This window comes from Halobacillus sp. 12SKB, from assembly GCF_052941655.1.
The window spans coordinates 3,960,635-3,974,311 of the sequence record NZ_JBRFWR010000001.1 but is presented as its reverse complement, the minus strand read 5'-3'; the positions used below and the strand labels follow the sequence as shown (position 1 = coordinate 3,974,311).

The window sequence follows — 13,677 nt, the reverse complement described above, 5'->3', positions numbered from 1 at the left end:
TTTATGGAAGAGAAAAAGCGTGTCGTCGTCGTAGGCGGGGGAATCTCAGGGTTAACCTCTGCTTACTACTTACAAAAAGAAGCACAGGAGCAAGGCTATCCACTGGATGTTCAATTATTGGAATCCAGTGATCACCTGGGTGGAAAAATCGATACGGTACAAAAAGATGGCTTCACGATCGAGCGTGGCCCGGACTCTTTTCTCGCCCGTAAAGAAAGTGCCGGTCGTCTTGCGAGAGAAGTAGGTCTCGGGGAGGAACTTGTGCCAAACGGTACAGGTCAGTCCTATATTTTGGTGAACGGTAAACTTCATAAAATGCCAAGCGGCTCTTTTATGGGCATCCCGACGAGAATCCGCCCATTCCTTTTTTCAAGGTTATTCAGTCCAGTAGGAAAGACAAGAGCTGCTTTAGATTTGGTCAAGTCGAAAAAAGCGGTCGAAGGAGATCAGTCCCTCGGCTTGTTTTTCCGAAGAAGACTGGGTAATGAAGTAGTTGAAAATCTAATAGAACCGCTCTTATCCGGTATTTATGCAGGAGATATTGATCGTTTGAGTTTGCAGTCCACGTTTCCGAACTTTTATGACCTGGAACAGAAGTACGGTAGTCTTATTAAAGGATTGCGTCAGACGTATCCGATGAAGAAGCCGAAAAAAGGTGAAAAGAAACCGAGCATGTTCCGTACATTAAGAAATGGCCTTGGGTCTCTTGTGGAGGCAATCGAAGAAAAACTGGAACCTGGAACTGTCCAAAAAAGCGTGAAGGTGGATCATATCGAAAAGAAAGCCAAGGGTTATCATCTTTTATTAAGTGATGGGACGGTAAGAGAAGCAGAGGCAGTTATATTAGCTGCTCCCCATTATGCCGTGCAGCGCATGCTGTCTCAGTATGACTTCTTAGAACCGTTTAAAGAAACCAATGCTACATCTGTAGCAAACGTCGCCATGGCCTTCGATGCCTCAGCTATTAAAAAGGATATTGACGGGACCGGTTTTGTCGTCTCAAGAAACAGTGACTTCCGCATTACCGCTTGTACATGGACCCATAAAAAGTGGCCTCATTCGACACCTGAAGGGAAAGTTCTTTTGAGGTGCTATGTTGGGAAACCCTCCGACCAGGAAGTGGTAGGTAAAACGGACGAAGAGATTGAAGAGATCGTCTTGAATGATCTAAACAAAACGATGAATATTACGGCTAAACCTGAGTTCTCTATTGTTACCCGGTGGTATGACGCGATGCCTCAATATACGGTGGGGCATAAACAGAGGGTAAGTGAGATTACAGAACAAATGGAGAAGGACCTTCCAGGCGTTTATCTTGCAGGTGGTTCTTACCGAGGGATCGGTCTGCCTGATTGCATCGACCAGGGAGAAGCAGCCGTTCAAAATGTCATAGACTTTCTCTATCATTAAAAAGGAAGCATTCTCAGGAATGCTTCCTTTTTTCTATGCATTATTAGTTGGCTGTCATGATTCTAATAAAGTCTTCGATGAAGGCTTCTCGATCGAAGTCTATAATAATATTGTGCATAGGATAATCTTCTATATAATCAGGAGCAGGGCGGAAGTCAGCATAAGTGAGTCCTTTAGATGGACCGATGGCATTCACACTTACCTGCCGTTCTACAATCTTATAATCTTTAGGATTCATTAAATAGGAGAATAAAGTCACATCATGAAGGGGTGCGCCATCAATTCCAGGAATGATGGATGCATACTGGGTGCTGTAGTAATCCATGATGGGATAAATGATTTTTGAAAAGGGTGTATCGTTTTCTGCTGCCATTTTCTTTACCGTATCCAGGGGAATGACGGCGCGGTTACTGATATTCAATGGGACAAAGGTGATATTTTCTCCATGAGCAGCTACGATTTTAGCGGCTTGAGGGTCTCCGTATACATTTGCTTCTGCAACTGGAGTACGATTACCAGGTACGAAGAAGGCACCTCCCATGATATAAACATCCCCAGCTTTTTCGATATTACTTTCAGATTGAATATAGGTAAGAGCGAGTGAAGTTAAGCGGGAAAGATTTATTATCGTTAAATCTTTCCCATATGTATGGATTAGCTCGTAAACTCTCTGAAAACGATTATGGTCAGGTGTCTGAACGGTTGGGATGATCTCTCCGAGACCGTGGGCTCCATGTATATCAAAGAAAAACTCTGGCTCTGTGCCTGTCAGTGGCTTATCGGCACCTTTAATAATTGGAATATTAGTTTTGTTAGCCAATTGTAGCAAGTAGGCGGTGTTTTTTAAGGCGATTTCCTGACTTACGTTCCCATATTCTGCGACGATACCAACAACATCAATTCCTGGATGTAAAAGGGCATACATAATGGCAAATGCATCATCCACACCAGGATCAGCGATGATCAGAACTTTCCTCAGGTGAACCATCTCCCTATTTTTTCCTATTTTCATTTTATTAAAGGTGTAAGATTAATATGTGTATTCAAAATTAAATTCAAGTTTTGGAGATGGAAGTAAAATCTATTTCAATATATGAAAGGGCTTGCAAGAAACCCGAATGATTAGTATGATTAAAATTGGAAACGTTTTCAAGAAAGCATCAAGGGGGAGTAAGTATGGCTACGATTGAAGATGTAGCGAAACTGGCTGGATTATCGAGGACAACGGTCTCCCGCGTCATCAATGATCAGCCTTACGTGACAGATGAAAAAAGACAACGAATCATTCAAGCCATGAACGACCTTGGATATGTCCCCAATTCTTCCGCCCGTCGTCTTCGAAGTCAAAAAACGGAGACGATTGCCGTTCTCTTGCCACGATTGACAAACCCTTTTTTCGGTAATTTGATAGAGGCGATGGAAGAAAAGGCTTCTGAATGGGGTTATCAAGTCATCGTCTGTCAAACACATGATTCCAAGAAAAAAGAAATGGATTATCTACAATTATTAAAGACGAAGCAAGTGGATGGTGTCATTATGGCTTCACTTGTTAATGAGTGGGAGGATGTTAAATCCTTTTTAGAATGTGGCCCCATTGTCTTCTGCAATGAATATATGGACGAGTCCAGTATTCCGATGATTCATATGGACCACAAGCAAGCGGCATACGAAGCAACCCTTCACTTGTTGGAACAGGGGTGTACTCACATATCCTATGTAAGCGGTGGCCCGGAAAGCCACTTGGCAAAAAAACGGAAAGAAGGTTTTATCGAAGCTTTGTCTGAACACGGACTCCCTTATCAAGAGGAATTAGCCATCGACTGGGCCATGGATGTTAGTGATGGTCAGAAGGTCTTCCATACGATTAAAGATGAGCTTCCACATGTAGATGGGGTGTTTACTGGATCCGACGAGGTTGCGGCTGGTTTAATTTATGAAGCGTCTACCTCTTCCGATTGGATCATTCCTGATGATTTAGCCGTTGTAGGCTTTGATAACCAGATGATTTCATTATTGATGGTTCCTTCTGTGACAACGGTTGAACAACCAGTAAAACAGATGGCTGATAAAACGGTTGAAGTGTTAATCCAACAACTGTTACATCCTGGGGCCCTTGCCCCAAACAGATATGTTTATCCTCATCAGCTCCTTGTAAGAAATTCTACAAAACGAAAAAAACTATCCATCCAGTAGCACAGTCTACAGGATGGATAGTTTTTTTTGCTGGTTTATTTCGCTATATGGCAGGGTTGTGGAAGACTTGATTTCGAGATGTTTGTGTGGATTTAGGGGCTCCGGGAAAAGGTTCGCTTTCCGTGGGCGAGTGATGTGCCTCCTCGAGCTAACGCTCTGCGGGGTCTCATCTACCACGCACTTCCCACAGGAGTCTCACCGTTTCCCTCCGCCCCTTTACCATATGAGGTTCTCGAAATCCCTCTTATAGTACCTACCTAAAACTCTTTTAAATCCTGCATAAACCGCGTTGACATAGGCTTCTCAACCATAAAAGCTCCTATTGCTGGAAGGTAGCTTCGAGAATTTCTTCCGGCAAGTGGGCGGAGGGGAATGGCGAGACTCCTGCGGGAAAAAAGTGCATGGTGAGACCCCACAGGACGAAGTCCGAGGATGCTCACCGCGCTCCCGCGGAAAGCGAGTTATTCCCCGAAGCCCCCATCCACTCAACAAACGTCTCGAAACTGAGTCTTCAAGTATAGGGAGCTATTATGGAAGAGGGAAGAAATGGGCAAAAAAAATAGCAGCTTTTTACAGCTGCTCCAAATCTGATGTTCTTTGTTATGTTTTTTGTGGAATACTAGACTTAGCGGGCCGGGTGGTCACATTCGTCGCAAATGTTGCCGTAGCAGTCAGCTTTTTCCTGGATCACATTCCCACAGTTGGAGCAGTGCTTTTTCGGAAGGTTACGGAAGAACTCAAGGACACTCATCATCTGTAAATCGCCTCCAATTAATTTTTAATGTAAAACCATTGTATTATAACAATATTCAGAAATCAACCATCTGTTATAAAACAATCTATAATTAGGCAAAAAGTTTTAGGAGTGATGAAAATGAAAGTGACAATTATCGGTTATTGGGGAGCTTATCCTGCAGCGGGTAGTGCTACTTCTGGCTATTTAATTGAAAAAAATGGTTTCTCGATGCTTATCGACTGTGGGAGTGGTGTGTTATCCAGGTTGCAACAGTTTAAGAAGGTAGAAGAACTTGATGCGGTCGTTCTTTCTCATTATCACCATGATCATATTGCGGATATTGGGCCTCTTCAATATGCCTGCCTTGTTCAGAATACCCTTGCAGAAACAAACGAAACACTCCCAATCTATGGTCATAGAGAAGAGAAAAAGAAGTTTGAAACACTAACACATCAATATACCAAGGGAATGGCTTATGATCCCGATAAAACGCTGGAAGTAGGGCCTTTCTCCATCCAATTCCAAAAAACAAATCACCCAGTACCTTGTTATGGTATGCGGATTTCTGATGGTGACGACACGGCGGTTTACACAGCAGATACAAGCTATTTTAAAGAGTGGGCAACATTTGCAAGAAATGCAGATCTTCTTATTACAGATACAAACTTTTATAAAGGCATGGACGGGAGGAAAGCTGGTCATATGACGAGTACGGAAGCGGCCACGATTGCTGAAGAGGCTAATGTGAAAAACTTGTGGCTCAGTCATCTGCCGCACTTTGGACAGTTGACGAAGTTGCGTCAGGAAGCGGAGGGTATCTTCGGTGGAACCATTCAACTGGCGGATGAAGGGCTTACATGGAGTAAATGAATTGTTTCCACGCCCTTAAACGATTACAATGGTACATGGACATTACGGACTGAAAGGATGAAACGCATGCTTTTTATCGACCATGAGGGGATCAATGATCCTCGCATTAACTTGGCCATAGAAGAATACGCATTAAAAAATCTTGATATCAACGACACTTACTTACTGTTCTATATCAACGAACCTTCCATCATCATTGGTAAAAACCAAAATACGGTGGAAGAAATCAATACAAGCTATGTAGAGGAGAACGGCATCCATGTCGTTCGTCGTCTATCTGGCGGAGGTGCGGTATATCATGATCTCGGAAACTTGAACTTCAGTTTCATTACGAAGGATGACGGGGACAGTTTTCATGATTTCGCTAAATTCACCAAACCGGTAACGGAAGCATTGAAGAAGCTGGGAGTAAACGCAGAATTGTCCGGTCGTAATGATATTGTTGCAGAAGATGGACGAAAAATTTCAGGGAATGCTCAATTCTCCACCCGGGGTCGCATGTTCAGTCATGGTACATTAATGCTGGACTCAGAGATTGAAAACGTTGTTTCTGCGCTGAACGTGAAAACAGAGAAAATCAAGTCGAAAGGAATAAAATCCATTCGTAGTCGTGTGGCGAATATCTCTGAATTCCTTGATGAAAAGATATCGATGGAAGAGTTCAAGAACTTGATTCTCCGTTATATTTTCGATGTCGAAGATGTGAAGGATGTTCCTCAATATAAGTTGACGGAAGAAGATTGGGATAACATTTACAAGCTTGCAGAAGAACGCTATAAGAATTGGGATTGGAATTACGGCAAGTCCCCGAAATTCAATATTCAGCATACGAAGCGAATTGAAGGTGCCGGAAGCTATGACATTCGTCTTGATGTAGCCAAAGGGCATATTCAGAACGCGAATATTTGGTGATTTCTTTGGTGTGGGGGACATCAATGAGATTGAAGAAACATTAATTGGTACGAAGTATGAACGCCAGGCGATATCTGAAGCTTTAGGTGACTTGGATGTTTCTCACTACCTTGGTAAAATCAGCAAAGAAGACTTTCTTGATATGGTCTATTAACAAAAGGAACGGTCCTATCTAAGGATCGTTCCTTTTTCTATATTCCACTCCAAGTGCCTTATGACGACAAATGTTGCTAAAAAGTTTTCAGTATTTTATAATTATATTGAAAATTAATAAAATGAATGACTATTCATTCATAATTAAGGGGGAGCATACATGAATCTAAGCGAACAACTGTCGCTTACGGCTCAGCGTCATCCGGCTAAAGATGCCTACATATTTCAAGGCCAGCGGGTGAGTTATCAAGAGTTTGATGCCACAGTCACTAAATTCGCTTCTAAGTTGTCTGAACTAGGTTATGAAAAAGGAGATCACCTTGCGCTTGTGAGTGGGAACAGTCCCTTGTTCATGATCGGGCTATACGGAGCACTCCGGGCAGGAGCAACCGTCATACCGATTAACCCTACGTACACTGTTGATGAAATGAGTTACATTTTGAAAAATGGAGACGTCAAGGCTGTCATCACGATGGATGTATTGATCGAGAAGTTTGAAGTTATGGACCATGATCTTGAGGTCGGCCACTATTTTGTAGCAGACACCGGGACAGGGGTGGATTTGGAGACTTCTTCTTTGAACGGAAAAATGAAATCGTTTACAAACGTTGTTGCTGAGGGTCGTTTAGATTATGAGGCCCCTTCACTCGATGATCAGGATGTAGGAGTTATTCTATACACTTCTGGAACGACAGGGAAACCAAAAGGCGCGATGCTCACACATCAGAACTTATACTCGAATGCGACGGATGTAGCGGATTACCTGGAATTCACCTCGGAGGATCGTGTGATTGCTACGTTACCGATGTTTCATGTTTTCTGCTTGACGGTCTGCTTAAATGCACCGGTCATGAATGGTGGAACCGTATTAATCGTACCTAAATTCTCTCCTCAAGAAGTATTTGCAACGGCAGAAGAACACCAGGCAACGGTGTTTGCCGGCGTCCCGACCATGTATAACTATTTATTACAGACAGGTAAAGAACAGGCACCAACGTTCCGCCACATGCGCCTCTGCATTTCTGGAGGTTCCTCTCTGCCGGTCGCTTTATTGGAATCATTCGAAAAACAGTTCAACGTACGTGTTTCAGAAGGCTACGGACTCTCCGAAGCCTCACCAGTTACAGCTTTCAACCCCCTGGATCGACCAAGAAAAGCAGGATCCATAGGTCAAAATATAAAAAATGTAGAAAATAAAGTGGTGGATGAACTTGGTGAAGAGCTGCCTGCTGGTGAGGTAGGCGAATTAATTGTCAAAGGTCCGAACGTCATGAAGGGATATTATAAACTTCCTGAAGAGACCGCAGTCACGATTCGTGATGGGTGGTTATATACAGGAGACATGGCACGACAGGATGAAGACGGATATTTTTACATCGTCGATCGAAAAAAAGATATGATCCTTGTTGGAGGATACAATGTCTATCCAAGAGAAGTAGAAGAAGTACTGTACCAGCATGAAGATGTCACTGAAGTTGCGGTTGTAGGAACACCCGATCCTGAGCTGGGGGAAACAGTCATAAGCTTTGTCGTATCAAAAAAACCGACTTTGACAGAAACACAACTAAAAGAATATTGCCGAAATCATTTAGCGAAGTATAAGGTCCCTTCTCGTATTGAATTTATGTCTGAGCTTCCTAAAAACACAACTGGGAAAATTCTTCGCAAAAATTTACGGGAACAACTTACGAATTCTAAATAAGTTTAGGATCCTATCCAAGCTCAAAGTCGAATAGACTTTGAGCTTTTTAGATCTTCCTTTTCTACCTAAAGTTCCCTTTACTTGAAGGCTCAGTTTCGAGATTTTTGATGGGTGGTTAGTTACTACGGATCCCGAGTGGATGATGCGGACACCGCCATCCCTACCGCACTAAGATATTTGCGGAAGTTCGCAAATTAAATGGAGGACCTCGGCAATTCATATTCATATATCTGGTGGTTTGACCATCACCGGATATTTTTTGATGGCTTACTTGTGGATTGGTTCGTTCAAAAGGAATTGCTATCTTCTTATGAAGAAGTGTAGGGAACAAGAAAAAAGACATATGCTGTTCTACTTGATGTTGAAATACAACAGCGTCAAATTGAAAAAGAAGAAGAGGTACTGGCAGAGGAGGTGAATCGGATTATCCGTACAATATAACTAGAATTTAAAGTTGTCCTATGTCATTTACTAGAAAATTCGCACCAGTTTGCGGACCTCCGCAACTTTTTTTCGGTGAAGCTCGACCTAGGATATATTACAATAGAAACAGATAAGCGGTGATGCTTATTTATCTCATAACTATTTATGATTTGGTTGTCATAAATAGGTCAGTAACGTTGTTTACTGATGAGTGTCACGGAAAAGTCTTTCCTCTCAAAAGAACTTTTCCAACAATTTATTCCCTCACTCAAAAGTTAACCAGTCGTCTCTTTTGGCCCATGCTCACGCGAGCATGGGCACTTTTTTTATGCCTGGCCTTTTAAATATAAGCTCCCTTGAAGACTCAGTTTCGAGACAATTGAGTGGTTCTAGGGGCTCCGGGAAAAGGTTCGTCTTGCTCCATCGTCCAGACACTTGCGTCATAAGCAGAACAGCAAAGGAATGAAAAACACATTCCTTTGCTGTTCTGCTTATGCCAGTCGTGTCTACCAGGACGATTCCGCATTTGAACACTTTCCATGGGGCGGGCGGTGAGCCTCCTCAGGCTACGCCTTCCGGGGTCTCACCTGTCCCACACGTCCTTTTGGTTATCCGGTTCCGGCGCCTAGCGGCTAGTGAGACTTCCCTCGCTTCTGTACGATAAGTCAACATCGAATCACTCCGTTCTTCATGTTTCCTTTATCTCCGCCAGCTCAGTCCAGTCCATACGCCGCTGATCAAGGCGCCTGCACACTTAAGCTAGGAGTCTCGCCACTCCCCCACAGGAAAGCGAGTACCTTCCCAGCCACCCCTGGCGCATAATCCAGGTAACGAACCCTGGAAAGTCTCGAAACTTAGTCTGCAAAAATCCTGCCATTTACTTAAATAAGTTGTGTGTGGCAGAGCTTTGGATTTGAAAGTATGAGCTTTGGTAATTGTGTTTAAAATAACGGAATGATGGATGGAAGGGAGCTTAAAGGTGATGAGAAAGTTAGATGGTCAAGTTGTGTTGGTGACTGGTGCAAATCGTGGACAGGGAAAGGTCATTGCAGAATATTTGTTATCTCTTGGAGCATCGGTGGTGTTTGGAGCACGAAATGTCCACCTTGCAGAAGAGGTAGTGGCATCGACCGGATCTTCTGAAGCATTGGCTGTACAGTTGGATGTAACGAAGAATGAAGAATGGGTAGCTGCAACAGCTGAGATCGTCAAAAAGTTCGGGCGGCTGGATGTACTTGTGAATAACGCCGGTCTTTTAATCCGAAAGCCTTTTATAGAAATGAAAACGGAGGAGTATCAGCAATTGATCCAAGTGAATCAGCTTGGGGTATTTTTCGGAATGCAGGCCGTTGTTCCTTATATGATTAAACAGGGGAAGGGTTCCATCGTGAATAACTTGTCCATCTCTTCTTTCGCTCCGATTAGTCAGTCATCTGCATACGCAGCAACCAAAGCATCTGTGGTGGCTATGTCGAAAGCTGCAGCTATTGAACTCGGGCCGTCCGGAGTTCGTGTCAATATGGTTCACCCAGGCGGCGTGGAGACGGAGATGGCGACAGAGGGAAAAGGGGTACCGGATTTTTATAATTCTATCCCGCTCGGTAGAATTGGGCAGCCCCTGGAAATAGCTAAAGCTATTGCTTTCCTTGCTTCTGACGACAGTTCCTATTGTACGGGAACGGAAATCGTTGTGGATGGTGGAATGACGTTAGGAACGGCTGATCGATGATCATTTAGGCTTTTTGTAGGTAATCATAAATTCTTCTTTTGTGAGATAAAAGTCACGTTCTGGTCTGCGTTGTAACAAATGATGATTTTCGAGCTTATAATAACTTATCCGTTTGTATGGGTCATCATCAATGATAGGAAGCTCCTGCGTCTGTTTCATATATTGATCGACGGCATGTTGAACGAGGTCAATATCCAGGGCAAGATCCCGATCCTGTTCTTCAAACAATTCATAGGTTTCCCGGGACATGTAGAAGTTTTGAATAGGTACAGCTTTTAAGTAGGGGGCTAAAAGGTCATAATCCAAGGAAAGGTCCTCTTTGATGATCACACTCAGAGGAACATCTTTCGGTTTGGCATCCGCATAGGCATGGACGGCTTTTCGGACATCGTGGATGGATAAATCCTTCTTCTCCAGTTTCGGCTTCTTGTTTTTTTTTCGGCTCCACATGTTGTATTCCTCCTAAATGAAATTTTGCTTGAGAGGTGTTTCAAATGAAAGATCAACCGGTTCAGCCTGAACTCGATTTCTTCACATTACTTAATCCTGACTTTGGTCGTGGTGAAGAGCAGAGAGGAAACAAAGGGCAGAAAGAAGAAAAGGTGTAATTGTAGTATAGCAGAATCGTCGGAATGAAACATTTTTTAAGAATGTTTAGACTTTTGTTGGGTGATTTGGTAAATTAAAGAATATGAGCGGTAGAATCGACCTAAGTGGAGACTGCCGCCACTTGAAAAGAAAGAGGTGTTGTAGTGGATGACATATGTTCATGGAAAAGAATATGAGATTAATCCGCAGACCATTGCTCTTATAGCCAAAAACGCAGAGGATGGACAAGCTGTTACGGAAGTTTTGGAGACGGATGAGCGCTTTGTCATTTCAAAATGTCCAAGTGATCTAATTGATCGTTCCTGCCGTTACTTTGCAAGCAGCCTCGATGGTCGGATCGCTGGTACAAAGCAGCTGACCGGTTACACACATAAACCCCCGATTGTCATATCAGAAGCGATGGGCATTTATTTCTTCCCGATTATCTCCCCGAAACGAAAAGACTGCTCCTGGATCGCCCACAAATATATCCGCTCCTACCGTGGAGAGCCCAACAAAACAACGACTGTTCAATTTACGAACGGGATGTCCGTCAATCTTCCTGTTTCTGATGGTATGTTCGCCAATCAAGTTCAACGAACCGCTCATTTGCGCGTCATTCTTGAGGACCGGTTCCATTCGACACCTGTGGTTGCTGATCATCGTGCCGAACGGATCGCTGAGACCTTCTCATAAGCTCGAACAAAATATTTTCCACTTTCTTTCGGATGGCTGGATTGAAATAGTTGCGCTTCTCCTCATATCCATGAGCCAAAAAAAGGAAAGAGGTAAAGGAATCGTTCCTGCCGGATTCAACGACCTGCAACTTCATTTGGTCCATTTGCTTTCTAAGTTCTCTCCGCTCTTTCCGCGCTTCCAATTCCATTTTACCGAGCATCTCCATGTACGGCTCCTTAATTTTGAATTTCCCTTGTTCCATGTGTTTCCGATCCTGCCTGATTACAGTGATGGCCATAGATAAAAACAAATAGCGGGAAGCGAGATCCAATTCGTTTTGTTTTAGATACCTCATGTCATTCTCCTCCGAATACGAACAAGTGTTCTTGTTTGTATTATACCACGGAAAGGTCCAATGTATGCAAGCTAGTTTTTAAAAAGGTTGAAAATGGCAGGAAGGGGAAATGATAGATAATGACTCACATACTGGTAGGCATGGAGCGGGATTTCAGATAAAATAAAGAAAAGCATACACTGGTCGCTAGTGTACATAAGGAGCAGCATCATGGATTCAGTGTTTGAAAAAATCAACCAATGGCGCCATTTAGCGGAGAATGACCAATTATTTGATTACATCATCAGGCAGCTGGAAGGATTGGAACGGTTTGGACCAATCCCGGGCATCCTATTTCCTCTTATTGAAGCATTCTTGCCGATTTTGCCACTTGTCGCCTTTGTTTTAGCCAATGCTGTCGTTTATGGGTTATTCAAAGGGTTTCTTTATTCATGGCTAGGGGCTGTTTTCGGATCTTTGTGCGTATTTTTTATTATTCGCCGATTAGGGGACAAGCGTTTGTTCAGGAAGATTACAAGACAGAAGCAAGTGAAGAGAGTGACGAAGTGGGTGGAGGAGCATGGGTTTGGACCGTTGTTCTTGCTCATGTGCTTTCCCTTTTCACCTTCATCCATTATTAATGTGGTTTCCGGGTTATCTCATGTCAGTAGACAACAATTTATCCTAGCCGTCCTTTTAGGAAAAGCTGTCATGATTTTTACGATTGCCTATGTAGGTTCAAGCATTGCATCGTTTGCGCAGAATCCAGTGAAATCCATTGTTGTCGGCGTTTGCATTCTGCTTTTCTGGGTCCTTGGAAAGTATATCGAAAAGAGAATACAAATGAAGGCGGAACAGAAAGCGCAGAGTGTGGATTAAGTTTGTCTCAGCAAGGGTAAAATGTTTGTAGCATAACACCTGGAGGCGCAAACAATGAAAAAGTATAAAAGAGCGATCAGAACGGTATTATTCGCCCTGTTGCTGGCTTTTGTGTTCCGCTCTTATTTATTCGCAAGCTATATTGTAGACGGCGAATCAATGGAGCCGACGCTCTATGACGGAAATTTATTAATGGTCAACAAAGCTGTCTATGATTGGCGGGATATCGGAAGGCAGCAGGTTATTGTCTTTCACGCAAATGAAGAAGAAGATTATGTGAAGCGCGTGATAGGAGTCGGCGGGGATGAGATTGCTGTTCGAGATGATCAGCTGTATATCAATGGTAAACGTGTTGATGAAAGTTACCTCGATCCACTTCGTCCGGATGATGGACTGCCTTTTACGGAAGATTTCACGTTGGAAGAGGTGACCGGACACCAGAAAGTCCCGAAAGGCCACTTATTCGTGATGGGGGATAATAGACGGGACAGCCTGGATAGTAGATACTTCGGCTTTGTACCTGCTGATACAGTCGTCGGAAAAGTGGATGTCCGATACTGGCCTATGAACCAACTCGGCGTGCAGTTCTAAAACGCAACCGTCCCTTTAAGGGCGGTTTTTTTATGTCTATCGTTATTCAACTATATGGCAGGATTGTGGAAGATATGATTTCGATATTTCCGGGATTCGTTGCTATGTTAGGCGTCAGGGGTGGTCGGGAAGCTACTCGCTTTCCTGCGGGGATGACGGCAAGCCTCCTCGTGCTTCGCACTGTGGGGTCTTGCCAGTCCATCCATTCCCGCGGGAGTCTCGCAGCTTCCCAACCACCCCATTCAGTGTAAGGGAGAAACGAACCCTTGTACCAAATTGGATGGTTCTTCCACTCTCCAACTGTTAGAGGTGTGAAGCGCTGTGGAGCAAGCTTTAACGTACTGTTGAGGTGTTCTAGTCATCCGCTTCCCATAATCATACGAGCTGACCTTTTAGGAGTGGTTTCGAGAATCTTCCTTGGCAAAGGGGCGGAGGGAAACGGTGAGACTCCTATGGGACGTGTGGGACAGGTGAGACCC

12 protein-coding genes and 1 pseudogene are annotated in these 13,677 nt (G+C 43.6%); 9 read left to right on the top strand and 4 right to left on the bottom strand.

Annotation, left to right across the window (positions count from 1 at the left end; genetic code table 11):
- Positions 1-3 precede the first annotated feature (3 nt).
- Positions 4-1,410, top strand: coding sequence for a protoporphyrinogen oxidase (gene hemY, locus ACQ4XT_RS19990; protein WP_446855373.1), 1,407 nt, complete (start codon positions 4-6; stop codon positions 1,408-1,410).
- Positions 1,411-1,453: 43 nt separating this feature from the next.
- Here the strand turns inward: hemY and ACQ4XT_RS19985 are convergent, their stop codons facing one another.
- Positions 1,454-2,398, bottom strand: coding sequence for a nucleoside hydrolase (locus tag ACQ4XT_RS19985; protein WP_446855372.1), 945 nt, complete (start codon positions 2,396-2,398; stop codon positions 1,454-1,456).
- 188 nt (positions 2,399-2,586) lie between these two features.
- On the opposite strand from ACQ4XT_RS19985, the gene ACQ4XT_RS19980 reads away from it, so the two are divergent.
- Positions 2,587-3,603 (top strand): LacI family DNA-binding transcriptional regulator, encoded by a 1,017-nt coding sequence (locus ACQ4XT_RS19980; RefSeq protein WP_446855370.1) that lies wholly within the window; start codon positions 2,587-2,589, stop codon positions 3,601-3,603.
- A gap of 625 nt (positions 3,604-4,228) precedes the next feature.
- Here ACQ4XT_RS19980 and yhfH read toward each other — a convergent pair.
- Entirely contained in the window at positions 4,229-4,357 is a 129-nt protein-coding gene (gene yhfH / locus ACQ4XT_RS19975; protein WP_074735206.1) for a protein YhfH, read from the bottom strand.
- A 120-nt stretch (positions 4,358-4,477) separates the two neighbouring features.
- On the opposite strand from yhfH, the gene ACQ4XT_RS19970 reads away from it, so the two are divergent.
- From ACQ4XT_RS19970 to ACQ4XT_RS19955, 4 genes and pseudogenes are all read left to right on the top strand, one after another.
- A complete protein-coding gene (locus tag ACQ4XT_RS19970; RefSeq protein ID WP_446855368.1) occupies positions 4,478-5,209 on the top strand; it encodes an MBL fold metallo-hydrolase in 732 nt (243 codons plus the stop codon).
- 66 nt (positions 5,210-5,275) lie between these two features.
- A pseudogene (gene lplA, locus ACQ4XT_RS19965) lies at positions 5,276-6,275 on the top strand (lipoate--protein ligase).
- A gap of 159 nt (positions 6,276-6,434) precedes the next feature.
- Complete coding sequence (locus ACQ4XT_RS19960) at positions 6,435-7,976, top strand: fatty acid--CoA ligase family protein (RefSeq protein WP_446855366.1); 1,542 nt, start codon at positions 6,435-6,437, stop codon at positions 7,974-7,976.
- A gap of 1,405 nt (positions 7,977-9,381) precedes the next feature.
- The gene (locus tag ACQ4XT_RS19955) at positions 9,382-10,128 is read left to right on the top strand and encodes an SDR family NAD(P)-dependent oxidoreductase (protein ID WP_446855365.1); all 747 of its coding nucleotides are present in this window, start codon (positions 9,382-9,384) and stop codon (positions 10,126-10,128) included.
- On the opposite strand, the gene ACQ4XT_RS19950 is transcribed toward ACQ4XT_RS19955, so the two are convergent.
- Entirely contained in the window at positions 10,129-10,578 is a 450-nt protein-coding gene (locus ACQ4XT_RS19950; RefSeq protein WP_446855363.1) for a DUF3939 domain-containing protein, read from the bottom strand. It lies immediately after the preceding gene.
- Between the two features lie 306 nt (positions 10,579-10,884).
- On the opposite strand from ACQ4XT_RS19950, the gene ACQ4XT_RS19945 reads away from it, so the two are divergent.
- Complete coding sequence (locus tag ACQ4XT_RS19945) at positions 10,885-11,412, top strand: competence protein ComK (protein WP_446855361.1); 528 nt, start codon at positions 10,885-10,887, stop codon at positions 11,410-11,412.
- Here the strand turns inward: ACQ4XT_RS19945 and ACQ4XT_RS19940 are convergent.
- A complete protein-coding gene (locus tag ACQ4XT_RS19940; protein ID WP_226588013.1) occupies positions 11,333-11,749 on the bottom strand; it encodes a YhjD family protein in 417 nt (138 codons plus the stop codon). The two genes, ACQ4XT_RS19945 and ACQ4XT_RS19940, sit on opposite strands and share 80 nt — an antisense overlap.
- 210 nt (positions 11,750-11,959) lie before the next feature.
- Between ACQ4XT_RS19940 and ACQ4XT_RS19935 the strand changes: the two genes are divergently transcribed.
- Together ACQ4XT_RS19935 and lepB are read left to right on the top strand one after the other, a co-directional pair.
- On the top strand, positions 11,960-12,607 hold the full coding sequence (locus ACQ4XT_RS19935; protein ID WP_226588015.1) for a TVP38/TMEM64 family protein: 648 nt from the start codon (positions 11,960-11,962) through the stop codon (positions 12,605-12,607).
- Between the two features lie 54 nt (positions 12,608-12,661).
- The gene (gene lepB / locus ACQ4XT_RS19930; protein WP_446855359.1) at positions 12,662-13,198 is read left to right on the top strand and encodes a signal peptidase I; all 537 of its coding nucleotides are present in this window, start codon (positions 12,662-12,664) and stop codon (positions 13,196-13,198) included.
- Positions 13,199-13,677 lie beyond the last annotated feature (479 nt).

What these genes read in the sequence shown, in the direction of transcription:
- hemY (WP_446855373.1), top strand. Translation starts at nt 4, where the DNA reads ATGGAAGAGAAAAAGCGTGTCGTCGTCGTAGGCGGGGGAATCTCAGGG.
- ACQ4XT_RS19950 (WP_446855363.1), bottom strand. Translation starts at nt 10,578, where the DNA reads ATGTGGAGCCGAAAAAAAAACAAGAAGCCGAAACTGGAGAAGAAGGAT.
- yhfH (WP_074735206.1), bottom strand. Translation starts at nt 4,357, where the DNA reads ATGATGAGTGTCCTTGAGTTCTTCCGTAACCTTCCGAAAAAGCACTGC.
- ACQ4XT_RS19940 (WP_226588013.1), bottom strand. Translation starts at nt 11,749, where the DNA reads ATGAGGTATCTAAAACAAAACGAATTGGATCTCGCTTCCCGCTATTTG.
- ACQ4XT_RS19980 (WP_446855370.1), top strand. Translation starts at nt 2,587, where the DNA reads ATGGCTACGATTGAAGATGTAGCGAAACTGGCTGGATTATCGAGGACA.
- ACQ4XT_RS19945 (WP_446855361.1), top strand. Translation starts at nt 10,885, where the DNA reads ATGACATATGTTCATGGAAAAGAATATGAGATTAATCCGCAGACCATT.
- ACQ4XT_RS19955 (WP_446855365.1), top strand. Translation starts at nt 9,382, where the DNA reads ATGAGAAAGTTAGATGGTCAAGTTGTGTTGGTGACTGGTGCAAATCGT.
- ACQ4XT_RS19960 (WP_446855366.1), top strand. Translation starts at nt 6,435, where the DNA reads ATGAATCTAAGCGAACAACTGTCGCTTACGGCTCAGCGTCATCCGGCT.
- ACQ4XT_RS19985 (WP_446855372.1), bottom strand. Translation starts at nt 2,398, where the DNA reads ATGGTTCACCTGAGGAAAGTTCTGATCATCGCTGATCCTGGTGTGGAT.
- ACQ4XT_RS19935 (WP_226588015.1), top strand. Translation starts at nt 11,960, where the DNA reads ATGGATTCAGTGTTTGAAAAAATCAACCAATGGCGCCATTTAGCGGAG.
- lepB (WP_446855359.1), top strand. Translation starts at nt 12,662, where the DNA reads ATGAAAAAGTATAAAAGAGCGATCAGAACGGTATTATTCGCCCTGTTG.
- ACQ4XT_RS19970 (WP_446855368.1), top strand. Translation starts at nt 4,478, where the DNA reads ATGAAAGTGACAATTATCGGTTATTGGGGAGCTTATCCTGCAGCGGGT.